Annotated in this window: 16 protein-coding genes and 2 pseudogenes; 11 read left to right on the plus strand and 7 right to left on the minus strand. The window is 68.8% G+C overall.

Going from position 1 to position 26,585, the window contains the following annotated elements:
* From AC1DYP_RS24500 to egtB, 8 genes and pseudogenes are all read left to right on the plus strand, one after another.
* Positions 1-146, plus strand: a pseudogene (locus AC1DYP_RS24500) (ABC transporter ATP-binding protein); the annotation flags it as partial.
* A gap of 4 nt (positions 147-150) precedes the next feature.
* Positions 151-654, plus strand: coding sequence for a hypothetical protein (locus AC1DYP_RS24505; protein ID WP_477048523.1), 504 nt, complete (start codon positions 151-153; stop codon positions 652-654).
* 159 nt (positions 655-813) lie between these two features.
* Positions 814-6,651 carry a hybrid sensor histidine kinase/response regulator gene (locus AC1DYP_RS24510; protein ID WP_477048524.1) on the plus strand — a complete coding sequence of 1,946 codons (5,838 nt, stop codon included), beginning with the start codon at positions 814-816 and terminating at the stop codon, positions 6,649-6,651.
* Positions 6,648-8,687, plus strand: a complete 2,040-nt coding sequence (locus AC1DYP_RS24515) for a response regulator (protein ID WP_477048525.1) — start codon at positions 6,648-6,650, stop codon at positions 8,685-8,687. Before AC1DYP_RS24510 ends, AC1DYP_RS24515 begins: the two co-directional genes overlap by 4 nt.
* 105 nt (positions 8,688-8,792) lie before the next feature.
* Positions 8,793-9,497 (plus strand): glutathione S-transferase N-terminal domain-containing protein, encoded by a 705-nt coding sequence (locus tag AC1DYP_RS24520; RefSeq protein ID WP_477048526.1) that lies wholly within the window; start codon positions 8,793-8,795, stop codon positions 9,495-9,497.
* 67 nt (positions 9,498-9,564) lie between these two features.
* Positions 9,565-13,920, plus strand: a complete 4,356-nt coding sequence (locus AC1DYP_RS24525) for a PAS domain S-box protein (RefSeq protein WP_477048527.1) — start codon at positions 9,565-9,567, stop codon at positions 13,918-13,920.
* Between the two features lies 1 nt (position 13,921).
* A complete protein-coding gene (locus AC1DYP_RS24530) occupies positions 13,922-14,380 on the plus strand; it encodes a response regulator transcription factor (RefSeq protein WP_477048528.1) in 459 nt (152 codons plus the stop codon).
* A gap of 148 nt (positions 14,381-14,528) precedes the next feature.
* Positions 14,529-16,700 carry an ergothioneine biosynthesis protein EgtB gene (gene egtB, locus AC1DYP_RS24535; protein ID WP_477048529.1) on the plus strand — a complete coding sequence of 724 codons (2,172 nt, stop codon included), beginning with the start codon at positions 14,529-14,531 and terminating at the stop codon, positions 16,698-16,700.
* 42 nt (positions 16,701-16,742) lie between these two features.
* Here the strand turns inward: egtB and AC1DYP_RS24540 are convergent.
* A pseudogene (locus AC1DYP_RS24540) lies at positions 16,743-16,841 on the minus strand (KGG domain-containing protein); the annotation flags it as partial.
* 9 nt (positions 16,842-16,850) lie between these two features.
* A complete protein-coding gene (locus AC1DYP_RS24545; RefSeq protein WP_200941430.1) occupies positions 16,851-17,018 on the minus strand; it encodes a hypothetical protein in 168 nt (55 codons plus the stop codon).
* A 115-nt stretch (positions 17,019-17,133) separates the two neighbouring features.
* Here AC1DYP_RS24545 and AC1DYP_RS24550 point away from each other — a divergent pair, with 115 nt between their 5' ends.
* A complete protein-coding gene (locus tag AC1DYP_RS24550; protein WP_477048530.1) occupies positions 17,134-17,805 on the plus strand; it encodes a DUF1345 domain-containing protein in 672 nt (223 codons plus the stop codon).
* Here the strand turns inward: AC1DYP_RS24550 and AC1DYP_RS24555 are convergent.
* From AC1DYP_RS24555 to AC1DYP_RS24565, 3 genes are all read right to left on the minus strand, one after another.
* Positions 17,783-18,574: a hypothetical protein gene (locus AC1DYP_RS24555; RefSeq protein ID WP_477048531.1), complete on the minus strand. Its 792-nt coding sequence runs from the start codon at positions 18,572-18,574 to the stop codon at positions 17,783-17,785. The two genes, AC1DYP_RS24550 and AC1DYP_RS24555, sit on opposite strands and share 23 nt — an antisense overlap.
* 96 nt (positions 18,575-18,670) lie before the next feature.
* Complete coding sequence (locus AC1DYP_RS24560) at positions 18,671-20,152, minus strand: ATP-binding protein (protein WP_477048532.1); 1,482 nt, start codon at positions 20,150-20,152, stop codon at positions 18,671-18,673.
* On the minus strand, positions 20,149-20,946 hold the full coding sequence (locus AC1DYP_RS24565; RefSeq protein ID WP_477035306.1) for a response regulator: 798 nt from the start codon (positions 20,944-20,946) through the stop codon (positions 20,149-20,151). The genes AC1DYP_RS24560 and AC1DYP_RS24565 overlap by 4 nt, the downstream gene beginning before the upstream one ends.
* Positions 20,947-21,050: 104 nt before the next feature.
* Between AC1DYP_RS24565 and AC1DYP_RS24570 the strand changes: the two genes are divergently transcribed.
* Positions 21,051-21,479, plus strand: coding sequence for an EF-hand domain-containing protein (locus AC1DYP_RS24570; RefSeq protein WP_477048533.1), 429 nt, complete (start codon positions 21,051-21,053; stop codon positions 21,477-21,479).
* 5 nt (positions 21,480-21,484) lie between these two features.
* Here the strand turns inward: AC1DYP_RS24570 and AC1DYP_RS24575 are convergent, their stop codons facing one another.
* Complete coding sequence (locus AC1DYP_RS24575; RefSeq protein ID WP_477048534.1) at positions 21,485-22,198, minus strand: MBL fold metallo-hydrolase; 714 nt, start codon at positions 22,196-22,198, stop codon at positions 21,485-21,487.
* An 85-nt stretch (positions 22,199-22,283) separates the two neighbouring features.
* Positions 22,284-23,867, minus strand: coding sequence for an amino acid permease (locus AC1DYP_RS24580; protein ID WP_477035309.1), 1,584 nt, complete (start codon positions 23,865-23,867; stop codon positions 22,284-22,286).
* A 246-nt stretch (positions 23,868-24,113) separates the two neighbouring features.
* Here AC1DYP_RS24580 and hrpB point away from each other — a divergent pair, with 246 nt between their 5' ends.
* On the plus strand, positions 24,114-26,555 hold the full coding sequence (gene hrpB / locus AC1DYP_RS24585) for an ATP-dependent helicase HrpB (protein ID WP_477048535.1): 2,442 nt from the start codon (positions 24,114-24,116) through the stop codon (positions 26,553-26,555).
* The last annotated feature ends 30 nt before the right edge of the window (positions 26,556-26,585 follow it).

Raw genomic sequence — 26,585 nt, forward strand, 5'->3', positions numbered from 1 at the left:
GCACGATCGGCGACGAGATCGCCATGCTCCACGCCGGCAAGATCATCTGGCGCGGCGCGCCGGCCGAGCTGGACCGGACCGACAATCCCTATGTGCGCCAGTTCGTCGACGGGCGCGCCGACGGGCCGATGGCGAGCATGGTCTAGGACGATGCGGCGCGGCGGGGGGACGGCGTTCGCGGCGCTGGTGCTGAGCGTGGGCTTGGCCGGCGCGGCCCCAACTCAGGCTTGGGCGCAGGACTATGTCCGCGCCGACTGCCGCGCCCAGCTCGATCCGGCCGCCCTGCGCTTCGACACCTCGCTGCACCAGCGTTGGTACAGGCGGTTCTGGACCGGCGAGTGCGACCACCTGCCGATGTGCTTTGCCGGCTCGCCCAACTGGAACGACATCGTCGGCAAGTTGCTGGTGCGCGGCGGTCCGGCCGAGCAGGCCGTCCTGCTGCCCAAGGCCTGCCGGCTGGGCCAGACGATCGGGCTGGAATGGGCGCGCGACAAGAAGGTCCGCAGGATCGACACCGGCGACCTGCACGCCTTCAAGAGCCAGCTGGAGGCCTCCGGCGACGCCTTGCGCGGGGTCGAAAAAGTCGAGGCTTCCGTCCGGGCGAAGATGGCGCGCCAGGTAGGCGACCATCGCTCGAAAAGAGCTTCACCGTAAAAGCGGAACCAAAGATTTTCCCCCGCGTTGGACCCGTTCGGGGGGTCATGGGGACCGGTCTAGGTTGTTGAGAGCGTAAACCGCTTCAAGCGCTCGGACCGTCTTCCCAGTTAGCGCCGCCCACGTAAGATCGAACTGATTTCGACGTGGAGTATTGCTATGCCGGCGGCACAGTCCAAGACGCAACAGCGCGGGCTCGACAACCACCAGCTTCTGGCCGCCTTGCGCGCCTTCCGACGCGGCGACTTCTCGGTGCGCCTGCCGACCGACCTGTCCGGCCTGGACGGTGAACTGGCCGAGGCCTTCAACGACGCCGTCAATCTGAACGATCAAATCAGCAAAGAGTTCGAGCGCCTCGGCGACGTCGTCGGCAAACAGGGCAAGATCAACCATCGTGCTCGTTTGCCAGGCGCCACCGGCTCGTGGGCGGCCAGCGTCGAGGCGGTCAACAACCTGATCACCGACATGGTCCACCCGACCGCCGAAATGGCCCGCGTGATCGGCGCCACCGCCAAGGGCGACCTTAGCCAGACCATGGACCTGGAGAACGAGGAGCGACCCCTGCGCGGCGAGTTCCTGCGCATCGGCAAGGTCGTGAACACCATGGTGGGCCAGCTTGGCTCGTTCGCCTCGGAAGTGACCCGCGTCGCCCGCGAAGTGGGTACGGAAGGCAAGCTGGGCGGCCAGGCCCAGGTGAAGGGCGTGGCCGGCACCTGGAAGGACCTCACCGACAACGTCAACCTGATGGCCGCCAACCTGACCGGCCAGGTCCGCAACATCGCCGAGGTGACCACCGCCGTCGCGAACGGCGACTTGAGCCGCAAGATCACCGTCGACGTGAAGGGCGAGGTGCTGGAGCTGAAGAACACCATCAACACCATGGTGGACCAGCTCAACAGCTTCGCCTCGGAAGTGACCCGGGTGGCGCGCGAAGTGGGTACGGAAGGCAAGCTGGGCGGCCAAGCCAACGTGAAGGGCGTGGCCGGCACCTGGAAGGAGCTGACCGACAACGTAAACCTGATGGCCGGCAACCTGACCGGCCAGGTGCGGAACATCGCCGAGGTGACCACCGCCGTGGCCCGCGGCGACCTTTCGCGCAAGATCACCGTCGACGTGAAGGGCGAGGTGCTGGAGCTGAAGAACACCATCAACACCATGGTGGACCAGCTCAACAGCTTCGCCTCGGAAGTGACCCGGGTGGCGCGGGAAGTGGGTACGGAAGGCAAGCTGGGCGGCCAGGCCCGCGTGGAAGGCGTCGCCGGCACCTGGAAGGACCTGACCGACAACGTCAACCTGATGGCCGGCAACCTGACGGGCCAGGTGCGGAACATCGCCGAGGTGACCACCGCCGTCGCCATGGGCGACCTGTCCAAGAAGATCACCGTCGACGTGAAGGGTGAGGTGTTGGAGCTGAAGAACACCATCAACGTCATGGTGGACCAGCTGAACGCCTTCGCCTCGGAAGTGACCCGGGTGGCGCGGGAAGTGGGTACGGAAGGCAAGCTGGGCGGCCAGGCCAACGTCACCGGCGTCGGCGGCACCTGGAAGGAGCTGACCGACAACGTCAACCTGATGGCCGGCAACCTGACCGGTCAGGTCCGCAACATCGCCGAGGTGACCACCGCCGTCGCCATGGGCGACTTGTCCAAGAAGATCACCGTCGACGTGCGCGGCGAAATCCTGGAGCTGAAGAACACCATCAACACCATGGTGGACCAGCTGAACTCGTTCAGTTCGGAAGTGACGCGCGTGGCGCGGGAAGTCGGCACCGAAGGCAAGCTCGGCGGCCAGGCGCAGGTGAAGGGCGTGGCCGGCACCTGGAAGGATTTGACCGACAACGTCAACTTCATGGCCGGCAACCTGACCGGCCAGGTCCGCAACATCGCCGAGGTGACCACCGCCGTCGCCAATGGGGACCTTTCCAAGAAGATCACCGTCGACGTGCGCGGCGAAATCCTGGAGCTGAAGAACACCATCAACGTCATGGTGGACCAACTGAACGGCTTCGCCTCGGAAGTGACCCGCGTGGCCCGCGAAGTCGGCACCGAAGGCAAGCTGGGCGGTCAGGCCCAGGTGAAGGGCGTGGCCGGCACCTGGAAGGAGCTGACCGACAACGTCAACCTGATGGCCGGCAACCTGACCGGCCAGGTCCGTAACATCGCCGAGGTGACCACCGCCGTCGCCATGGGCGACCTCAGCAAGAAGATCACCGTCGACGTGCGCGGCGAGATCCTGGAGCTGAAGAACACCATCAACGTCATGGTGGACCAGTTGAACTCGTTCTCGTCGGAAGTGACCCGCGTGGCGCGGGAAGTCGGCACCGAAGGCAAGCTGGGCGGCCAGGCGCAGGTGAAGGGCGTGGCCGGCACCTGGAAGGACCTGACCGACAACGTCAACTTCATGGCCGCCAACCTGACCGGCCAGGTCCGCAACATCGCCGACGTCACCACCGCCGTCGCCAAGGGCGACCTTTCCAAGAAGATCACCGTCGACGTGAAGGGCGAGATCCTGGAGCTGAAGTCGACCATCAACGTCATGGTGGATCAGCTGAACGGCTTCGCCTCGGAAGTGACCCGCGTGGCGCGGGAAGTCGGCACCGAGGGCAAGCTGGGCGGTCAGGCCCAGGTGCCCGGCGTCGCCGGCACCTGGAAGGACCTGACCGACAACGTCAACATGATGGCCGCCAACCTGACCGGCCAGGTTCGTAACATCGCCGACGTCGTGACCGCGGTCGCCCAGGGCAACCTGAAGCGCAAGCTGACCCTGGACGCCAAGGGCGAGATCGCTTCGCTGGCCGACACCATCAACGGCATGATCGAGACCCTGGCCACCTTCGCCGACCAGGTGACCAACGTGGCCCGCGAAGTGGGTTCGGAAGGCAAGCTGGGCGGCCAGGCGCGGGTGCCGGGCGCCGCCGGCCTGTGGCGCGACCTGACCGACAACGTCAACGAACTGGCCGCCAACCTGACCACCCAGGTCCGCGCCATCGCCGAGGTGTCCACCGCCGTGACCAAGGGCGACCTGACGCGGTCGATCACCGTGGAAGCGTCGGGGGAAGTCGCCGCCCTGAAGGACAACATCAACGAGATGATCCGCAATCTGAAGGATCAGACGTTGAAGAACACCGAGCAGGACTGGCTGAAGACCAACCTGGCCCGGTTCAGCCGCATGCTGCAGGGCGAACGCGACCTGTCGACCGTGTCGAACCTGGTGCTGTCGGAACTGGCCCCGCTGATCAACGCCCAGCACGGGGTGTTCTACGTCTCCGACCACGACGTGAACGGCGAGCCGGTGCTGAACCTGGCCGCCAGCTACGCGTCGAACCCCGGCGACCGGCCGCCGGCTCGCCTGCGCCAGCGTGAAGGCCTGATCGGCCAGTGCGCGGCCGAGCGCCAGCGCATCCTGCTGACCAACGTCCCGTCCGAGTACATCAAGATCAGCTCGGGCCTGGGCGAGGCCGCGCCGCAGAACATCATCGTCTTGCCCGCCCTGTTCGAAGGCGAACTGAAGGCGGTGATCGAACTGGCCACCTTCGGGGCCTTCAACGAGACCCAGCAGGCCTTCCTCGACCAGCTGATGGAATCCATCGGCATCGTGCTGTCGACCATCGCCGCCAACATGCGGACCGAAGGCCTGCTCGAGCAGTCCCAACTGCTGACCTCCGAGCTCCAGGCTCAGCAGGAAGAGCTGAAGAAGACCAACGACCGCCTGGAACTGCAGGCCGCCAGCTTGCGCCAATCCGAAGAGCTGCTGCGGTCCAAGCAGGACGAACTGCAGCAGACCAACGCCGAGCTGGAGGACAAGGCGGTCCTGCTGTCGGCCCAGAACAAGCAGGTGGAAGCCAAGAACACCGAGGTCGAGCAGGCCAAGGCGGCGCTGGAGGAAAAGGCCGAACAGCTGGCCCTGACCTCGAAGTACAAGTCCGAGTTCCTGGCCAACATGAGCCACGAGCTGCGCACGCCGCTCAACAGCCTGCTGATCCTGTCCAAGATGCTCAGCGAGAACTCGCAGGGCAATCTGAGCGCCAAGCAGGTGGAGTTCGCCCGCAACATCCACAGCGCCGGCGCCGACCTGCTGGGCCTGATCAACGACATCCTGGACCTGTCGAAGATCGAGAGCGGCACGGTCACCCTCGACATCGGCGAGATGTCGTTCGCGTCCCTGCGCGACCAGACCGACCGCACGTTCTCGCAGCTGGCCCAGGACAAGAAGCTGGACTTCTTCGTCAACATCGACCCGGCCCTGCCGCGCTCGATGTACACCGACGACAAGCGCCTGCAGCAGGTGATCAAGAACCTGCTGTCCAACGCCTTCAAGTTCACCCAGACCGGTTCGGTGCGCCTGACCATCGCTCGCGCCGAGGACGGCTGGGCCAGCGGCAACGACCACCTCAACAAGGCCGGACAGGTGCTGGCCTTCTCGGTCGAGGACACCGGCATCGGCATCCCCGAGGACAAGCAGCGGATCATCTTCGAGGCCTTCCAGCAGGCCGACGGCACCACCAGCCGCAAGTACGGCGGCACGGGCCTGGGCCTGTCGATCAGCCGCGAGATCACCCGCCTGCTGGGCGGCGAGCTGCGGGTCGTCTCGACGCCGGGCCAGGGCAGCATCTTCACCCTGTACCTGCCGTTGAACTTCAGCCCGGCGGCCCAGCCCCAGTCGTCGCAGCCGCTGCGTCCCGCCACCTCGCCGGTCCAGACCTTCCGCCTGTCGACGATGGAGACCGGATCGGTCGAACCCGCCGAGACGGTGGCCGACGACCGCGAGCAGATCGAACCCGGCGACGCCGTGGTGCTGATCGTCGAGGACGACACCCGCTTCGCCTCGATCCTGCTGTCGCTGGTGCGTGACGGCGGCTTCAAGGGGGTGGTCACCGGCGAAGGCTCGGCCGTGCCGTCCCTGGCCCGGCGCTTCACGCCCGACGCCATCATGTTGGACATCGGCCTGCCCGACATGGACGGCCTGGCCCTGCTGGACCTGCTGAAGCGCACGCCCGACACCCGCCACATCCCAGTGCAGGTGATCTCGGCCGACGACCACGGCGGCCTGGGCCTGTCGATGGGCGCCTTCGGCTTCACCAGCAAGCCGGTGGAGCGCGAGGCGGTCGCCTCGACGCTGGAGAAGGTCAAGAAACTGGTCGCTGAGACCGGTCGCGCCCCGATCCTGGTCGGCGGACCGGGCCAGGCCGCCGATACGCTGCGCGACGCCATCGGCGCCGTGGAGGTCGTGCCGGCCTTGTCGGACCTGCCGGACGAGGCCTTCACGGGCGAGGGCGGCTGCCTGGTGATCGACGTCGGTCCAGGCCCGGTCGGTCCGTTCATCGACATCCTCAAGCAGCGCGGCGCCGTTTCGGGCGTGGCGGTGCTCTATGCGCCTGACGATCTGGACCCCGAGGATGATCGCCGGCTGCGTCTGGCGGTGTTCTCCGGCCTGGCGCGTCTGGCTCGCACGCCCGAGCAGCTGATCGACCACGTCACCATGTCGCTGCACGCGCCGTTGGAGCGCCTGTCCACGCCGGCCAAGGCGATGATCGCCCACAGCCGCCACGCGGACGCCGTCCTGACGGGCCTGACCGCGGTGGTGATCGACGACGACATCCGCAACATCTTCTCGCTGGCAAGCGCCCTGGAGGAGTACGGGATCGAACTTCGCTACGCCGAAAGCGGCCGAGAAGGATTGGAGTTGCTCGACAGCCTGCCTGCGGTGGATATGGTGCTGGTCGACATCATGATGCCCGACATGGACGGGTACGAGACCATGCGCGAAATCCGGGCCCGATCGCGGTTCTCCGACCTGCCGGTGATCGCCGTCACCGCCAAGGCGATGAAGGGCGACCGCCAGAAGTGCATCCAGGCCGGCGCTTCGGACTATGTGTCCAAGCCCGTGGACATCGACCAGCTGATCTCGGTCCTGCGCGTTTCGGTCCAGCGCACCGACGCCCAGCGCCTGGCCGGCGACAATGTCATCACCATCCACAGCACCGCCGCCGCGCAATGACGGTACCCGCGGTAAAGCATCAGGCGGTTCCACCGCCCGAGGACAGACCCAGGACGAAGATCCTCATCGTCGACGACGATGAGCGCAACGCCTTCGCCGCGATCCAGGCGTTGGAGACCCTCGATCAGGAACTGGTGGTCGCCCGGTCGGGCGAGGAGGCCCTGCGTCACCTGCTGACCGACGACTTCGCGGTGATCCTGCTCGATCTGCACATGCCGGGCATGGACGGCTACGAGACGGCGGAACTGATCCGCCAGCGTCGCCGCAACCGCGACGTGCCCATTGTTTTCCTGACCGCGGTGTTCCGCGACGAGGCCCATATCTTCAAGGCCTATTCGGCCGGGGCTGTAGACGTGGTGTTCAAGCCGGTCGACCCGTTCATCCTGCGGTCCAAGGTGCAGGTGCTGGTCGACTTGCACATCAAGACCCTCGAGCTGGAGCAGCAGTCGGAGAGCCGGCGTCTGCTGATCGAGGAGAACGCCCGGATCCACGCCGAGAAGCTGGCCGCCGAACGGGCCCTGCGCCGCACCCAGGAGCGCCAGGAGGCGATCCTTCGCGCGCTGCCGGTGGTCTTCCATTCGCGCACGGCGGACTCCCCCTACGAGCCGCTGTTCGTCGGCGGCAATGTCATGGAGCTGACCGGCTTCTCGGCCGAGGATTTCCTGGCCACGGCCGAGTTCGGCATCAGCCGCGTCCACCCCGACGACGTCGACATCGTCGTGCGCGCCCAGGCCGAGGCCCGAAAGTCCGGCGTCTACAGCTGCGAATACCGGTGGCAATGCGCCGACGGGACCTACCGTTCGCTAATCGACCAGGGCGTGCTGGCCATGGACGAGGAAAGCGGTCGGCAGGTGGTGCTGGGCACGTTGCTGGACAACACCGAACGCCGCGGGCTGGAGGAGCAACTGAGCCACGCCCGCAAGATGGAGGCGGTGGGCCAGCTGACCGGCGGGGTCGCCCACGACTTCAACAACCTGCTGACCGTGGTCCTGGGCAATATCGAGCTGATCAAGCGCCGGACCGGCGAGCAGCACGAGCTGTCCCGGCAGATCGAGGCCGTGCGCCTGGCGGCCGAGAAGGGCGGGGCCCTGACCCGCCAGTTGCTGGCGTTCTCGCGTCGCCAGCGCCTGAACCCGCTGACCGTCGATCTCAACGTGCTGATCTCGGACTTCGCGCCGCTGCTGCGCCAGGCGGTCGGCGAGGCGGTGAGCATCGATCTCAGCCTGGCGACCGAGCCGCTGCCGGCCCACCTCGACGCCGCCCAGTTCGAGAGCGCCCTGTTGAACCTGGCGGTCAACGCCCGCGACGCGATGGAGGGCGGCGGCGTCCTGTCGGTCGCGACCAAGACCGTCGGCGGGGACGAGCCCAAGGTCCTGGTCGTCGTGCGCGACACCGGCCAGGGCATGGACGCCGACGTGGCCTCGCGTATCTTCGAGCCGTTCTTCACGACCAAGGAGATCGGCAAGGGGTCGGGGCTGGGTCTGTCGCAGGTCTACGGCTTCGTGCGCCAGTCCGGCGGCGAGGTCTCGGTGAGCAGCGCGCCGGGAAAGGGCGCGGTGTTCGAGATCTATCTGCCGCTCAGCAAGGCGGCGCTCAGCCAGCGCGGGGTCAGCGAGGAGACCCCCGAAGCCGTTCGCGGGACGGAACGCGTGCTGGTGGTCGAGGACGATCCCGCCGTCCTGGCCATGGCGGTCGAGACGCTGGAGGGCCTGGGCTATCAGGTGACCACGGCCGACAGCGCCGCGGCCGCGATGAAGCGCCTGAAGAGCCGCAAGGCGTTCGACCTGCTGTTTTCCGATGTGGTCATGCCCGGCGGCGTCAACGGCGTCGAACTGGCCCACGCCGCGCTCAAGGAGCGCCCTGGTCTGAAGGTGCTGCTGACCTCCGGCTATGTGGGCGACGAGGCGGCGTCCTGGGCCAACGAATTCCCGATGATCGACAAACCCTACCTGGGTCCGGCCCTGGCGGCCAAGATCCGCGCGGTGCTGGACGCCGAGGCTCCGGCGACCGAACCGGCCAAGGTGCGACAGGGATAGGGACCAAGCTTTTGGCGCGCGGTCACTTGTCGCCGCGCCCGTCGGGACCATCTGACAAGCTCGGCCGCGCCGGTATGGACGGCTTTTTTGCTTTCGGAGCCGATCATGACCGATCTCTCAGCCTTCCCGATCATCCAGCGCTGGCCCGCCCAGCATCCCGACCGGCTGCAGCTCTACAGCCTGCCCACGCCGAACGGGGTCAAGGTGTCGATCATGCTGGAGGAGACCGGCCTGCCGTATGAGCCGCACACCATCGACATCGGCAAGAACGAGACCTGGGGGCCGGAATTCCTGTCGCTGAACCCCAACGGCAAAATCCCCGCCATCATCGACCCGGACGGTCCGGACGGTAAGCCCCTGGGCCTGTTCGAGTCGGGCGCGATCCTGGTCTATCTGGCGGAAAAGACCGGCAAGTTCCTGCCCAAGGACCCCGCCCGCCGCTACGAGACCCTGGCCTGGGTGTTCTTCCAGATGGCCGCGATCGGCCCGATGTTCGGCCAGGTCGGCTTCTTCCACAAGTTCGCCGGCCGCGAATACGAGGACAAGCGTCCGCGCGATCGCTACGTCGCCGAGTCCAAGCGCCTGCTGGGCGTGCTGGAGACCCGCCTGGCCGACCGCGACTGGATCATGGGCGACGAGTACACGATCGCCGACATCGCCACCCTGGGCTGGGTGCGGAACATCAACGGCTTCTACGAGGCCGGCGAACTGGTCGACTACGGCAGCCTCAAGCACGTGCCGGCCTGGCTGGAGCGCGGCCTGGCTCGTCCGGCCGTCCAGCGCGGGCTGGAGATCCCCAAGCGTCCCTAGGCGACGGATCCGCCGCCACSCCGGGCTGGAACCCCTTTCAGGTCAGAATGTCCCGTCGGAGGCCCAGATGAACCACACCGAAGCGAGGCGAATCCGGACGCTCCAGAGTTACGGCGTCCTCGACACGTCGCCCGACGTCGCGTTCGATCGCGTCACCCAGCTGGCCTGCGACCTGTTCGACGCTCCCATCGCCCTGGTTTCGCTGATCGACGAAGAGCGCCAGTGGTTCAAGTCGCGCCAAGGGCTGTCGGACTGCTCGACGCCTCGCGGCGAGGCGTTCTGCAGCGTGGCCATCGAGCAGGGGCCCGACGCGCTGATGGTTGTCGAAGACGCGACGCTGGACCCGCGGTTCTCGGACTATCCCTCGGTGACCGGCGGCCTGGGCGTGCGCTTCTACCTCGGCGCCGTGCTGACCTCGCCCGAGGGCGACAATCTCGGCACGCTGTGCGTCATCGACACCAAGCCCCGTCCACGCCCCACGGATCGCGAGCTGGACCGCCTGCGCACCCTGGCGTGCATCGTCGTCGACGAACTGGAGCGGATGCGCCTCCACCGCGTGCGCTCGGAGCAGGCCCGCCTGCTGCAACTGGCCGAGACCATGTCGGGCGTCGCCCACTGGCGCTATGACCTCGTCAGCCGCGAACTCTTCTGGTCGGACCTGGTCTATGAGATCCATGGCGTCGATCCCCAGACCTATGTCCCCAGCCTCGACGACGGCCTGGAGGTCTACCATCCCGAAGATCGGGATCGGGTCGCCGCCCAACTGTTGCAGGCGATGGCCACCAAGGAGACGTGCAACTTCCAGGCCCGGATGATCCGCGCCGACGGGGAGACGCGGATCGTTCAGTCCAAGGCCGGATGCGAACTGGACGAGCACGGCGAGGTCGTCGCGCTGATCGGCCTGTTCCAGGACGTCACCGACCAGGTCCGCAATCTCGAAAACCTGACCGCCAGCGAGGCGCGCTACAGACTTCTGGCCGAGAACACCTCCGACGTCATCGTCCGTTGCGCCCTGGACGGCGCTCTGCTGTACGTGTCGCCCGCTTGCCGAGCGTGGGGTTATGAACCCGAAGAGCTAATCGGCACGACCGCCGATCGTCTGGTCCATCCCGACGATCTCGAACGCTTCCGGGTCAATTCCGCCCAGCTCTACGCCGGCGAGCCGCCCCACCCTTCCATCAACCGCCAGCATCGCTATCGGGCGGGCGACGGTCGCTGGATATGGCTCGAAGGCAACCCTCACATCGTTCGCGACGCCGAGGGCCGGGCCACCGAGATCGTCAATGTCTTCCGGGACGTCACCGAGCGCCGAGAACTCCAGGAACGCGCCGAACGCATGGCGCGCCTGAGCGCCCTTGCAGAGGAAGTGGTTGGCATCGGGTACTGGCGGGTCGACCTGGCGACCGGCGAGGCCAACTGGTCGCCGCACGTCGCGACGATTTATGGCCTGGACCCCGATTCCGAGCTCCGACTGGACCAGTTCCTCGCGGCGGTGCATCCGGAAGACCGTCCGGCCCAACAGGCCCGGCTCAAACGAGCGCGCGAGGAGGGGATCGACTGGAAGCTGGCCGTGACCCGCATCGTGCTGCCTGACGGCGGACTGCGCTACCTCGAAGGCCACGGCTATTGCGAACGCGATGCGGCCGGGCAGGTGATCGCGTTGTTCGGCGCTGTCATCGACATCACGGCGAAGGTCACGGCCGAGATCTCGCGCGCCGAGGACGAAGCTCGCTATCGCGCGATGTCCGAGCGCGTGCTGCTGGCCACCGAGGCCGGCCAGATCGGCGTCTGGGAGTGGAACGTCGAAACCAACGCGGTGACTTGGGACGACCGGATGTACGCCCTCTACGGCCTGCCCCCCGGCGAGCCTCTGGACGTCGACCGGTTCATAGACTGCGTGCATTCCGCCGATCGCGCTGAGGAAGAGGCGCGAAATAGGGCCGCCCTGGCGGGCGAGACGCCCTACGACACCGAGTTCAGGATCGTGCGCCCCAGCGGCGAGGTGCGGCATGTACGGGCCCAGGCCACGGTCGTGCGCGGTGAGGACGGCGCGCCGATCCGGCTGGTGGGCGTCAACTGGGACGTCACCGCCGTGCGCGATCTGGAACGCTCGTTGCGGGCCAGCGAGGACCGGGCCCGCAACGTGATCGCCAGCGCGCACCAGGCCATCGTCACCGCCGACGAAGCGGGGCGGATCACGGGCTGGAACCGTCATGCCGAGCTGACCTTCGGCTGGAGCACGACCGAGGCGGTCGGCGCCGATCTGGCGATGATCCTGCCCGCGGGCCACGCCGGCGTGGCGGCCTTCCTGGGCGGCGGCTTCGGCGACGACATCGACCAGCGCGTCGAGACCATCGCCCGGCGCAAGGACGGCGTCGAGTTCGCGATCGAACTGGCGGTCAGCGCGGTGCGCGACGCGGCGGGCTGGGAGCTGACCGCGCTGATGCACGACATCAGCGAGCGCAAGGCGCAGCTTGAGCTGTTCGAGAACGCCTTCGAGCACGCCGCGATCGGCGAATGCCTGGTCGGGCTCGACGGGTCGTTCCTGAAGGTCAATCCGACGCTGTGCGAGATGGTCGGCTACAGCCGCGAGGAACTGCTGGCCCTGGACTTCCAGGCCATCACTCACCCGGACGACCTGGACGCCGACCTCAGTCTGGTGACCGACCTCTACAACGGGCTGATCTCGACCTACCGGATGGACAAGCGCTACATCCGCAAGGACGGCGCGATCATCTGGATCCAGCTGTCGGTGTCGCGGGTCGACAATCCCGACGGTTCGCCCCGCTATTTCATCTCGCAGATCGAGGACCTGACCGCCCGGCGCGAGGCCGAGGCCGCGCTGAAGGACAGCGAGGCCCGCTACCGGCTGATGGCGGAAAACACCACCGACATGATCATCACCGCCGATCTGGCCGGACGGGTCACGTTCGTCGCCGCGTCGTGCCACGCTCTGCTGGGCTATGGGCCCGACGAGGTGGTCGGCCGCAGCGCGCTGGATCTGGCCTATCCGGAGGATCGCCTGAGGGTGCGCCGGATCTATCGCAACCTGACCAAGGGCAAGCCGTCCGAGCGGGTGCGCTGGCGGGTGCCGCACAAGTCGGCCGAGCGGGATGTCTGGCTGGAATCGAACCCGTCGCTGCTGCGCGACCCGGCGACCGATGCACCGACTGGATTCCTCGACGTGATCCGCGACGTGACCGACCAGGTCGTTCAGGAAGGCGCGCTCGCCGCCGCCCGCGCCGCCGCCGAGGCGGCCGCGACGGTGAAGGGCGAGTTCATGGCCAATATGAGCCACGAGATCCGCACCCCCCTGACGGCGGTCATCGGCTTCTCCGGGCTGCTGGCCCAGCGGCCCGACCTGGACGAGGTGTCCCAGCGGTACGTGCAGCGGGTGTCGAGCGCCGGCCAGGCGCTGCTGGCGATCGTCAACGACGTGCTCGACTTCTCCAAGCTCGAGGCGGGTCAGGTCGAGATCACGCCGCGCGCGGTCTCGCCGCTGGCGGTGGCCCAGGACGCCCTGGCGCTGTTCGCGCCCCAGGCCGACGCGAAGGGGCTGTGGCTGGAGTGCCAGGCCGAAGGCGACCTGCCCGAGCGGGTGATGATCGATCCGGACCGTGTCCGCCAGGTGCTGCTCAATCTGGTGGGGAACGCGGTCAAGTTCACCGAGCAGGGGGCCGTGCGGCTGTTCGCCAGCTACGACGCCGGCGCGGCGACGCTGCGCATGCGGGTCGAGGACACCGGCGAGGGCATGAGCGTCGAGCAGCAGATCAAGCTCTTCCAGCGCTTCTCGCAGGTCGACGCCTCTTCGACCCGCAAGCACGGCGGGACCGGCCTGGGCCTGGCGATCTGCAAGGGCCTGACCGAGGCCATGGGCGGCGGCATCGCGGTGACCAGCGTTCCGGGCGAGGGGACGGAGTTCACCTTCCACATCCTGGCTGAGCAGGTGATCGGCCTAGCCGGCGAGCTTCCCACGCCCGGGCCCGCGCCGGCGGCCGACGTCCACCGTCTGGACGGGGTTCGCGTGCTGGTGGTCGACGACAACTTCGTCAATCGCGAACTGGCCCGCACCGTGCTCGAGCACATGGGCGCCGAGGTGGCCGAAGCCGCCGGCGGCCGCGCCGCGATCGAGGCCGCCGCCGTCGAGCCGTTCGACTGCATCCTGATGGACCTGCGGATGCCCGGGGTTTCCGGAACCGACGCCCTTTGCGAGATCCGCGACACGCCCGGCCCCAACCAGGACGTCCCGATCCTGGCCTTCACGGCGGATGCGGACCATGGCCTCCTGGGCCCGGACCACGGCTTCGACGGCTTGGTGTCCAAGCCCATCATGGCGGCGGACCTGGTCGAGGTCGTGGATCGGTGCACGCGTTGGAACGGCGCTCCCGACGACGTCGATCCCCTCGACCTCGCGGAGGCGTGAGGTGGGGCGCACGCGCATCCTGATCGTCGAGGATGATCCGATCATCCTGGACCTGATCACCACCCGTCTCGATATCGCGGGCTACGACACCTATTTCGCCCGCGACGGCTTCGAGGGCCTCGCGCGCCTGCACGAACTGCGGCCCTCGGCCCTGGTGCTGGACCTCAACATGCCTCGGCTCGACGGCTTTGGCCTGCTGCGCAAGATGCGGCTGGAGGGGCTGAACACGCCGACCATGGTGCTGACGGCCCGCAATCAGCCCGACGACGTCCAGCAGGCCATCACCCTGGGCGCCCGGGACTTCTTGGCCAAGCCGTTCAAGGACGATCAGCTGTTGCAGCGGGTCGGCCGGCTGCTGCGCAAGGCGCCGTCGAGGCCCGCCAAGGCGGCGCCCGAGGCCGAAAGTCCGCCGGTGGTCCACCTGCCGATCGACGACGGGCCGGAGCCCTTCCTGCTCTGAGCGGACGGCCGCCGCCGATGTTCTTCGACCTGCGTTCACTTTTTATTCCCGGCGCCGCTTGAACGGGGCGGGGGGAACACTCAAGTTGCTTATTCGTTGAGCTCATCGGGCGGCGGCAAGCTCCCGACGCAGGGCCGCAGGAGAGCGCATGAGTCCCGACGACACCCCCGCACGGGAGGCCACAGAGGCCCGCGCCATCGCCCTTGTGGATCGCTATCTGGCGGTCCGGCGACGCACCGAAGCCCTGGCCAAGCCCCTCTCGCCCGAGGACCAGGGCGCGCAGTCGATGCCGGACGCCAGTCCGGTCAAATGGCACCGGGGCCATACCGCCTGGTTCTTCGAGACCTTCCTGCTGACGCCGTTCCTGCCGGGCTATCGGGTGTTCGATCCGGCCTTCGCCTATCTGTTCAATTCCTATTACGAGGCCGTGGGGCCTCGCCAGCCGCGGCCCTTGCGCGGCCTGATCACCCGGCCGTCGGCCGACGAGGTCGGGGCCTATCGCGCCCATGTCGACGCCGCCATGATCCGCCTGCTGACCACATCGCCGACCGCCGAGGTGATCGAGCGCCTGGACCTGGGCTTGGCCCACGAGGAGCAGCACCAGGAGCTGATCCTGATGGACCTGCTGCACCTGTTCGCCCAGTCGCCCCTGCAGCCGGCCTATCGCGACACGCCGCCGCCGGAGCGACCGGTCGCCGCCACGATCCGCTATCTCGCCTTCGAGGGCGGGCTGACCGAGATCGGCGACGAGGGTCCCGCCTTCGCCTTCGACAACGAGCGGCCGCGCCACAAGGTCTATCTGGAGCCCTATCGCCTGGCCGACCGGCTGGTGACGAACGGCGAGTGGCTGGCCTTCATGGAGGGCGGCGGCTATCGCCGGGCCGACCTTTGGCTCTCGGACGGCTGGGCGGCCGTCAACGAGCAGGCCTGGGAAGCGCCGCTCTACTGGCGGCAAGATGACAACGGCGCCTGGTCGGTCATGACCCTTTCGGGCCGACGTCCGATCGATCCCCACGCGCCGGTGGGTCACGTCAGCTACTACGAGGCCGCCGCCTTCGCCGCCTGGTCCGGCCGCCGCTTGCCGACCGAGGCCGAGTGGGAGGTCGCCGTCACGGCTCCGGAAGGGCGGGGGCTGCGCCAGACGTCCGACGAGGCCTGGCAATGGACCGCCAGCCCCTACGTCGCCTATCCGGGCTTCAAGCCCGGCGCTGGGGCCTTAGGCGAGTACAACGGCAAGTTCATGATCAACCAGATGGTCCTGCGGGGCGGGGCGGCCGAGACGCCGCCCGGTCATGCGCGGCCGTCGTATCGCAATTTCTTCCATCCAGCCCAGCGTTGGGCGTTCACGGGGGTTCGCTTGGCCGATGACATGAGCGTGCTGGACCGCGAGACGGCGACGCCGACCTCGACGTTCCTGGAGGATGCGCTGGCGGGCCTGACGGCCGGGCGCAAGACGCTGCCGGCCAAGTACTTCTACGACGCCGAGGGCTCGCGCCTGTTCGAGGCGATCTGCGAGCTGCCGGAATATTATCCCACCCGCACCGAAACGGCGCTGCTGCGCCGGATCGCGCCCGAGATCGCCGCCCGGGTGATGGAGGGCGCGGCCCTGGTCGAATTCGGCAGCGGGGCCAGCACCAAGACCAGGCTCCTGCTGGACGCCATGCCGCAACTGGCCGTCTACGTCCCGATCGACATCAGCCAGTCGGCGCTGGACGAGGCGAGCGAGGCGCTTCGCCGCGACTATCCGGGCTTGATCGTCGCGCCGCTGGTGGACGACTTCACCCGCGCGGTCCGGCTGCCCGCGGCGGCGCGGGGACGGCCGGTGACCGGCTTCTTCCCGGGCTCGACGATCGGCAACTTCGCGCCGGCCGAGGCCGAGGACTTCCTGCGCGGCGCTCACGAGCTGATGGGCGACGGCGCGATGTTCGTGGTCGGGGTGGACATCGCCAAGAGCCCGGACGTCCTGGTGCCCGCCTATGACGACGCCCAAGGCGTGACGGCGGCGTTCAACAAGAACGTGCTGGCGCGGATCAACAAGGAGCTGGGCGGCGACTTCGATCTCGAGGCCTTCGACCATCGGGCGATCTGGAACGCCGACGAAAGCCGCATGGAAATGCATCTGGTCAGCCGCGTCGATCAGACGGCGCGACTGGCGGGCCGCGAGATTCGCTTCGAAGCCGGTGAGACGATCCACACCGAGAACTCTTACAAATACACCCCGGAGATGTTCGTGGAGCTGGCCCGCCGCGCGGGCTGGAAGGTCGCGGCGCGCTGGATCAGCGACAGCCCGAGCTTCGGCGTCTTCGCCCTGGCCGGCTGAGGCGGGCGGCGGTCAAGTCGAGAGCGGCCGCGGCCCCCGGACCACACTGGCGCCCCCTTTACGCGCGATCTCGCGGCGACGTTCGGGGTCCATGGCGGCGAAGCCTCGGCGGCCGCGGGGCCGTTCGGTGTCGAGGTCCATAGGTTGCTCCTAATCGGGACTGGTCACGGGGGGGAACGGCGTGGCTGAACGATCATAGGGCCGGTCGTCGCCCGGTTGGACCGGCGGCTCGCGCATCGGCTCTTCATCGGGCGTTGCGCCCGGATCGTAGTCGGGTTGCGAGGGCTCGATCGGCGGCGGAGCGTCGGGGTCCGTCATGGCGTCCTTCCATGGTTCCAGTGAAGTAACCGGTGAAGTCGCGTTCGGTTCACCCAACAGGCGAGACAAAATTGCAGAGTTTGGTGTTAAGCCTCGCGGGAGCAAGGCGAACGGCATGACCAAGGCCACACCGAAAAAACCTGAAAGCGCAGCAATATCGCGCCATTGGCGGCTATGGGCGGCCGGCCTGGCCGGCATTTTCGGCTGGCTCGCGGCGCGTCATTTAAATGCTCCGGTCAGCACGCATATCTTGATCGGCTGGGACGTTTGCGCGCTGCTCTACGTGACGACCACCTGGCATCTCTTCCTGACGGCCGACGAGGCCGAGGTGCGTCGGCGGGCCGCAGCCGAGGACGAGAAGCCGTCGCAGATTCTGCTGATCATACTGGCCGCGATCCTGTCGAGCCTGGCCGCGGTGGTGGCCGCCATGCTGCATGCGAAGTCGGCGGGACCAGAGATCCAGGCGATCACCGCGGCCTGCGCGGGCGTCACCCTGGTGCTGTCCTGGGTGGTTCTGCACTCGGTGTTCACGCTGCACTACGCCCATCGCCACTTCGGCGACGGAACGGACAAGCCCGGCTTCCTGTTCCCCGGCGAGCCGGCCAGCACCTATCTGGACTTCGTCTACCTGGCCTTCAGCATCGGGGCGACGTTCCAGGTTTCGGACAACAACGTGCTGACGGCCAAGCTGCGCAACCTCGTCACCGCCCAGGCGGTCTGCGCCTATTTCTACAACACCGCCGTCCTGGCCCTGGGGATCAACATCATCGCCGGACTGGTGAGTTAGGGCGCGGACCTTCCAGGCGGGCCTGGAGCGGGGTCTGCGGCAGGTCGGCCAGCCGCAGCTTGCCGTCGCCGTCGGTGTCGAGCAGGGCGAAGCGGGCCTTGGCCGCCTTGGCCGCCTCGGCGCGGGTGATGCGGCGGTCGAAGTCGCCGTCGGACGCCATCACGGGCTCGGGTTCGGCCAGCAGGCTGTAGGGCGTGGCGCCTTGCAGCATGCCGCCCATCGGTCCGCCGCCGCTGCGCTTTCCGCCACCGCCGCCGCCACGTCGCCCGCCGCCATGACCGCCTTGTCCGCGCGGGCCGCCCTGGCCGCGCACGCCGGGACCTTCACCGCCGCCCTGGAAGCCCTGCAGGATCTCGGGCGCGACCTGGGTCTCGTAGGTCGAGGCTTCGAACCCGTCGATGACCCCGCTGTGGTCGCCGTCGATCCTGTCGAAGAACCGCAGGGCGTCGGCGACGAACTCGTCGCGCGTCAGGGCGCCGTCATGGTCGGCGTCGGCCCCGGCGAACCAGGTGGCGACGGGATAGGGGGCGCCGGGCTCGGCGCGGAACGGCTCGCCCGCCGGGCTGATGAACAGGCTGCGGCGCGGCTGGCGCGGCGGACCCCCTCCCTCGCCCTCGCCCGGGGGGCGGTCGCGCGGCGCCTTGCCCCAGTCGCCGCGCGGACCATCCTGCGGCGGCCCGGACGCGCAGGCGCCCAGGGACAGGGCGGCGAACATCAGGATGCAGGTGGCGCGCAGGCCGGCCAGGGTGGGGAGGGCGGGAGTTTGCATCCCTTGATCAAGCCCGCCGGCATGTCGTGCGTATGGCGCAGCTTTTGCGGGCCCGCAACAAATGGGCGGGTTCCTTATCCGTTGCGTATCCGGGACCTAGAACGGCAGTTCGACCCGGGCGCGCAGCCCGCCTTCGGGACGGTTGTGCAGGGTGACGTCGCCGCCGTGGGCGCGGGCCACCGAGCGGACCACGGCCAGGCCCAGGCCGATCCCTCCGGTCTCACGGTTGCGCGAGGGCTCGCTGCGGAAGAACGGCTCGAACACCCGGTCCAGCTCGGCGGGAGGAATGCCGGGACCGACGTCGTCGATCTCGATCACCGCCAGCCGGCCGTCGGCGCGAACCCGGCCCTGCACGGCGCCGCCGTACTTCAGGCCGTTCTCCACGAGGTTGGTCAGCAGGCGGCGCAGCGCGACGGGGTCGCCGTCGATGATGATCTTCTCGCCCAGTTCCACCGAGGCCTGGCCGCCGGTCTCGGCCGCCTCGTCGATGATGCTTTCCAGCAGGGAGGCCAGTTCCAGCTTGGTGCGCTCGGCCGGGCGCGTGGTGTCGCGCACGAAGGCCATGGTGGCGGCGATCATCGCCTCCATCTGGTCGATGTCGGACGCCAGCTTGGCGCGGACGTCGTCCGGCACGGCCTCGATCCGGAAACGCAGGCGGGTGAGGGGCGTGCGCAGGTCGTGGGCCACCGCGCCGATCATCGCCGTGCGGTCCTCGACATAGCGGCGCAGGCGCTCCTGCATCATGTTGAAGGCGTTGGCCGCGGCGATCACCTCGGACGAGCCGTGCAGGGCCAGGGGCGCGGCGCGCGGGTCGCGGCCCAGGCGCTCGGCCGCGCCGGCGAAGGCGCTGATCGGGCCCGACAGCCGGCGGGCGAACAGCCAGGCCAGGGGCGAGACGCACAGCACCGACAGGGCTAGTATCAGCAGGATCCGTTGCTGCCAGCTGTCGAAACGGATGGCCGGCTTGGGCTCGACGATCGTCCAACGGCCGTCGTCCTGGTGGATGGCCAACTTGAAGTCGCCGAAGATGAACGGCTCGTCCTTGGGACCGTCGACGATCGCGCGGGGCGGGCCACGGCGCTCGCGCGGAGCGCCCATGCCGACCGGCGGAGGAGGGGACGGACCATCGACCCCGGGGCCGGGGCCGCGTCGACCCTGAGCGTCGGGGCCGCCGTCGCGCGGAGGGAGGCTCTGGATCAGGGTGCGCTTTTGGGCGCGAACGAAGAACTTCGGACCGGTATCGAGGTCGATCTCGATCCGGGCGGCGTCGATGCCGACCTCGCGGGCCAGGGCGGCCTTGAACTCAGCGCGGCGACGGTTGTCCACCAGGCCACGGATCGGTCCGGCGTGACGACGGATGATCAGGGCGCGGCCATCGCGAGGCTGGACGGTCACGTCGGTCTTCAGGGCCCGCGCGATCTCGCTCAGCCGATAAATCTCGGGCGGCGGCGGGGGCAGGGTAAAGACCACGGCGATGGCGATCAGCTGCGCCGCCACCAGGGTGACGATGACCAGGCCCAGGGCCTGGACGAACAGCGGGGCGCTGCTCGGGCCCTTCACCCGCACGCGTTCGCTCATGGGGTGCGGGTCACCTTGGACGTGAACATGTAGCCTTCGCTGCGGATGGTGCGGATCAGTTCGCCGCCGCCGCCGTCGTCGAGCTTGCGGCGCAGGCGGCTGATCTGGACGTCGATGGCCCGGTCGTAGGCGTCGCTTTCACGGCCTCGGGCCAGGTCCAGCAGTTGGTCGCGGGTCAGCACGCGCTGCGGACGCTCGACGAAGGCGCGCAGCAGCGAGAACTCGCCGCTCGACAGGTTGACCACCACCGACTGCGGCGAGCGCAGCTCGCGGCGGACCAGGTCCAGGCGCCAGCCGGCGAACTCGCAGGCCGCGCCCATGCCGTCGTCGACCGTGCGCGGCTCCTGCCGGCGGCGCAGCACGGCGCGGATGCGGGCCAGCAGCTCGCGCGGATTGCACGGCTTGGGCAGGTAGTCGTCGGCGCCGAGCTCGAGCCCGACGATGCGGTCGGTCTCCTCGCCCATGGCCGAGAGCATGATGATGGCGGGGCCGTCGGCGGCCGACAGGCGGCGGCAGATGGCCAGGCCGTCCTCGCCGGGCAGCATGATGTCCAGCACCACTAGGTCGACCGGCCCGCGGGCCAGGGCCTGCTCCATGGTCCGGGAGTCGGAGGCGGTGTCGATGCTGTAGCCGTGGCGGCCCAGGAAGTCGGCCACGACGTCGCGGATGCCTGGATCGTCGTCGACGATCAGGATGCGGGCGCCGCGCGCGGGATCGGTGTTCTGACCGGAGGTGTTCTGGCCGGACGTGGAGGCGGCGGCGGAGGCCGTCGCGGGATCTTGCGAACTTTCCATGACTTGCTCTTTCCACGCCCCCGTCTCCAGCAGATTTCACGGCTGCAACAGGGAAGCAACCCGCGCATGCGACCAATCCCCGCAATCGTTGTTTGGAGACAAGCATGTCCCGCCTTCTGCCGACGGCCTTCGCCGTCCTTCTCGCCTCCGTCGCCGGTCTCGCCCACGCCCAGGGGCCGCGCGGCAATCAGGACGCCAATGGTGACGGGGTGATCAGCGCCCAGGAATTCGAGGCCGCCGCCAAGGCGCGGTTCCAGCGCATGGACCCCAACCAGGATGGGGTGATCGACGCCGCCGAGCTGGCCGCGATCGAGAAGCGGATGGAAGAGCGCCGCGCCGCGCGGCCCGACGCGGGTCCGGGGCCCGGCGCTGGGGGCGGCATGTTCGCGGCGATGGACGCCGACCACGACGGCAAGGTCACCGAGGCCGAAGCCCTGGCCGCCAGCAAGGCCCGCTTCGCCAAGCTGGACGCCGACAAGGACGGCTCGCTCAGCGCGGCCGAACAGCCGGCCCGGCGTACTCCCGCGAACTAGCCCGCCTAGCCCGGCGAGCGGTTGACCGGCGCTTCGTAGTCCTTGCCTTCGACGTTCATCGCTTCGATCGCCAGGTCGCTGACGAACGGGTTGGACCGACGCTCGGCCCCGAAGGTCGACATCGGGCCGTGGCCCGGCACGAACTGGACGTCGTCGCCCAGCGGCCACAGCTTGCCGGTGATGGCGTCCAGTAGGTCCTGGTGGTTGCCGCGCGGGAAGTCGGTGCGGCCGATCGAGCCCTTGAACAGCACGTCCCCCACCTGGGCGAAGCGCGCCTGGCGGTGGAAGAAGATCACGTGGCCCGGCGTATGGCCGGGGCAGTGCAGCACCTCGAACTGGGTCTCGCCCAGGGTGACCACGTCGCCGTCGTCCAGCCAACGGTCGGTGACGAAAATCCGCGCCTCGGGCACGCCGTAGCGCTCGCCTGTCGACTGGATCTGATCGATCCAGAACTGGTCGTCCTTGTGCGGTCCCTCGATCGGAACGCCGGTCAGGCGCTTGAGCTCGGCCGCCCCGCCCGCGTGGTCCATGTGGCCGTGGGTGATCCAGATCTTCTCCAGGGTCAGGCCCTGGTCGCTCAGCGCCTTCATCAGGCGCGGCACCTCGCCGCCGGGATCGATCACGGCGGCCTTCTTGGTCTTGGCGCACCAGACGATCGTGCAGTTCTGCTGCAGCGGCGTGACCGGCGCGATGACGGCGCGGATCGGCATCTCGGCCATGCGGGGCGGGCTCCAGAACGAAAACGGGCGGAGATCCGAAGACCTCCGCCCGTCCGACCTAAGCGTTATCGGCTCAGGATCAAGACTATTCCGCGCCGGGCAGACCGGTGGGCGGCGCGTCGGGGTCCAGTTCGTGGACCTCGTCGGTGAGGCCGCGGCCGACGTGGCTCTTGCGATAGCCGTAGGCGAAGTAGACTACCAGGCCCAGGGCGCCCCAGATCGGCAGGACCGCCATCGCCTCGAGCGGCAGGTTGAAGTAGAGGCCCGCGCAGCCGACCATGGCCAGGGGCGCGATGACCCAGACCGCCGGCGTCTTGAACGGACGCGGACGGTTCGGATCCTTCACCCGCAGCACCATCACCGCGATCGCCACCATGAAGAAGGCGAACAGGGTGCCGGAGTTGGAGATGTCGGCCAGTTGGCCCACCGGGAAGAACGCCGCCGCGATCGCGACGCAGACGCCCGTAAAGATCGTCACGATGTACGGCGTCTTCCACTTCGGGTGGATGTTGGCCAGGCTTTGCGGCAGCAGGCCGTCGCGGGCCATGACGAAGAAGATCCGGGTCTGGCCGTAGATCATCATCAGGATGACCGAGGGCAGGGCCAGGTTGGCGGCCAGGCCCAGCAGGTTGCCGACGACCGGCCAGTTGATCTCGCGCAGCACGTGGGCGAGGGCTTCGTTCGAGCAGACCAGGCGGTCGGCGTTGGCGGCGGTGGCGCAGGCGGCCTGGAAGGCGGCCGAACCGGGCTGGACGACCGAACCGTCCAGGGCCAGCACCGGCTGGGCGCCGATGGCGCCGATCGCGCCGGCCGCGACCAGCAGGTAGAACACGGTGCAGAGCGCCAGGCTGCCGATCAGGCCGATCGGCACGTTGCGTTGCGGGTTCTTGGTCTCTTCGGCGGCGGTCGAGACCGCGTCGAAGCCCACATAGGCGAAGAAGATCGAGGCGGCGGCGCCGACCACGCCCATGCCCGTCGTCCCGGTCGGACCGAACCAGCCGTTGGGGGTGAAGGGCGAGAAGTTGCCGGTCTTGATCACGGGGATGGTCAGGATCACGAAGGCCGTCAGGGCCGTGACCTTGATCACCACCAGCACCGCGTTGACGCGAGCGCTTTCGGTGGTGCCGCGAACCAGCAGCGCCGTCACGGCCAGAGCCACCATGATGGCCGGGATGTTGACGATGCCCTTGCTGAAGTCGGCGGTCGGCACGAAGCCGTTCATCGACCAGGCGGGACCGGATCGAAGAAGATCAGGCCAATGGAAGTGAAGGGCGTTCTCGATCAATCCGAGGAAATAGCCCGACCATCCGACCGAAACGGCGCTGGCGGCGACCGCGTATTCCAGGATCAGCGCCCAGCCGACCATCCAGGCCAGCAGTTCGCCCATCACGGCGTAGGTGTAGGTGTAGGCCGAGCCCGACACCGGCAGCATCGAGGCCAGTTCCGAATAGCAGAGCGCGGCGATGGCGCAGACGGCGCCGGCGATCACGAAGCTCCACATCATGCCCGGGCCGGCCTTTTGGGCGGCGGCGGCGGTCAGGACGAAGATGCCGGTGCCGATGATGGCGCCGACGCCCAGCAGGGTGAGTTGAATGGGACCGAGCGAGCGATGCAGCGACTTCTTCTTGGCCGTTGCTAGAATCGCATCCAGTGACTTAACGCGCCACATATTTCCTCCAGAGACCCGCGGCTCCCCCCGGGGCACCGCGTAGACAAATTTTGCGGACCGTGGCCCGGTTAACAGGACGCGGTCAAGGTAAAGCGGAGGGCGTGCGTAATTGTTCGCCCCTCTGTGCGCAATACGCGCCATGACCTGCCAGACGGATGTTGCGACGCAGCACGCTTCGTAGCCGTTGCTGCCTCTGGGTTAGGCGGTCGGCTTGGCGATTTGGCCGCTCGCCGTTAAACCCGCCGGGTGACCCTTCCCATCCACGAGGCCTTGCCGGCCCTGAAAGCGGCCTTGAGCGCGCGCGAGGCCGCCGTGCTGGTCGCGCCGCCCGGCGCGGGCAAGACCACGGTCGTGCCGCTGGCCCTGCTGGGCGAGTCGTGGGTCGCCGGCGGCAAGATCGTCATGCTGGAGCCGCGTCGCCTGGCCGCCCGGGCCGCGGCCTCGCGCATGGCCCAGAGCCTGGGTGAGAGCGTCGGCGAGACGGTGGGCTTCCGCGTGCGGCTGCAGTCGAAGGTCTCGGCCAGGACCCGCGTCGAGGTGGTGACCGAGGGCGTGTTCACCCGGATGATTCTGGACGATCCGGGCCTGGACGGCGTGGCGGCGGTGATCTTCGACGAGTTCCACGAGCGCAGCCTCGACGCCGACCTGGGCCTGGCCCTGGCCCGCGACGCCCAGGGGCTGGTGCGCGAGGACCTGAAGATCCTGGTGATGTCGGCCACCCTGGACGGGGCGCGGATCTCGGCCTTGCTGGGCGATGCGCCGATCGTCGAGAGCCAGGGACGGATGTTCCCGGTCGACACCCGCTATCTGGGCCGCGACGAGCGTCAGCGGCTGGAGGAGCGCGTGGTCCGCGCCGTCGAGCGGGCCTTGGCCGAGGAGAGCGGCAGCCTGCTGGTCTTTCTGCCGGGCCAGGGCGAGATCCGCCGGACCGAGACGATGCTGCGCGATCGGTTGCGCCGGCCCGAGGTCGATGTCGCGCCGCTGTACGGCGCGCTGGAGCCCGCCGAGCAGGACCGCGCCGTGGCGCCTGCCGCGCCGGGGCGTCGCAAGGTGGTGCTGGCCACCTCGATCGCCGAGACCAGCCTGACCATCGAGGGTGTTCGGGTGGTGATCGACTGCGGCCTGGCTCGCGTGCCGCGTTTCGATCCGTCCAGCGGCCTGACCCGGCTGGAGACCGTCCGCGTGTCGCGCGCCGCCGCCGACCAGCGCCGGGGCCGGGCCGGGCGCACCGAGCCGGGCGTCTGCTATCGCCTGTGGGACGAGCCCGAGACCCGGGCCCTGCCGGCCTTCGCCCGGCCCGAGATCCTGGAAGCCGACCTGTCGAACCTGGCCTTGAACCTGGCCCGCTGGGGGGCGCGCGACGTCAATGACCTGGCCTTCCTCGACAAGCCGCCGACCGCCGCCTTCACCGAGGCGCGGATCCTGCTCAACCGCCTGCAGGCCCTGGACGGGCAGGGCGGCCTGACGGCCCACGGCCGGGCCCTGGCCGACATGCCCCTGGCCCCGCGCCTGGCCCACATGGTGGTCCGCGCCGCCGCTTCCGGCCAGGCCGAGCGGGGCGCGAAGATCGCCGCCGTGCTCAGCGAGCAGGGCCTGGGCGGTCGCGACGTCGATCTGCGCCACCGGCTGGAGAGCTTCGACCGCGACCGCTCGCCCAGGGCCCGCGACGCCCGGACCTTGTCGGAGCGATGGGCCCGCTCTGCCGGCCGGGCTTCCGGCGCGACGCCGCTCGACGACGCCCTGCTGCTGGCCGAGGCCTATCCGGAGCGGGTGGCCCGGGCGCGGGGCAAGCCGGGCGAATACCAACTAGCCGGCGGGCGGGGGGTCTATCTGGAACCCACCGACGCCCTGGCTCGCGAGACCTGGCTGGCGGTGGGGGAATTGGGCGGCGGCGAGGCCCGTGACCGAATCCTGCTGGCCGCGCCGCTGGACGAGGTCGCCCTGCGCGAGGCCTTCGCCGACCGGTTGATCGCCGAGGACCGGCTGGAGCCCGACGCCAAGGGCAAGGTACGCGCTCGCCGCCTGCTGCGCCTGGGCAAGCTGGTGGTCGAGGAGCGGCTGCTGGACAAGGTCGATCCGGCGCTGGTGGCCGGGGCGCTGCTGGATCAGGTCCGGCGCGAGGGCCTGTCGGCCGCGCCTCTGGGCGAGGGCGCCCAGGCCCTACGCCGCCGCGCGGCCTTCCTGCGCGACCGCGACGCCCAGACCTGGCCCGACCTGTCCGATGCGGCTCTGCTGGAACGTCTGCCGGAATGGCTGGAGCCTCTGCTGGTCGGCCGCTCGGCCTTGAGCCAGCTCCCCGACGGCGCCCTGACCGACGCGATCCGCACGCTCGTGCCGTGGGAGCTGCACCGCCGCCTCGACGCCGAGGCCCCGGCGCGGTTCACGGCGCCGACCGGATCCAGCTTCGCCATCGACTACGCCGCCGACGGCGGGCCGCGCGTGGATGTGCGGGTGCAAGAGCTGTTCGGCCTGACGACGCATCCGACGGTGGGCGGCGTGCCGCTGGTGCTGGCCCTGCTGTCGCCGGGGCACAAGCCGATCCAGATCACGCGGGACTTGCCGGGGTTCTGGAAGGGGTCCTGGCGGGAGGTGCGGACGGAGATGAAGGGGCGGTATCCGAGGCATGTCTGGCCGGATGATCCGGCGGGCGCCGCTCCGACGACTAGGGCTAAGCCTCGGGGGACGTAGTTCCTCCCCCTGTGGGGGAGGTGTCGGCGC

This window comes from Caulobacter sp. P1_D6, from assembly GCF_056406095.1.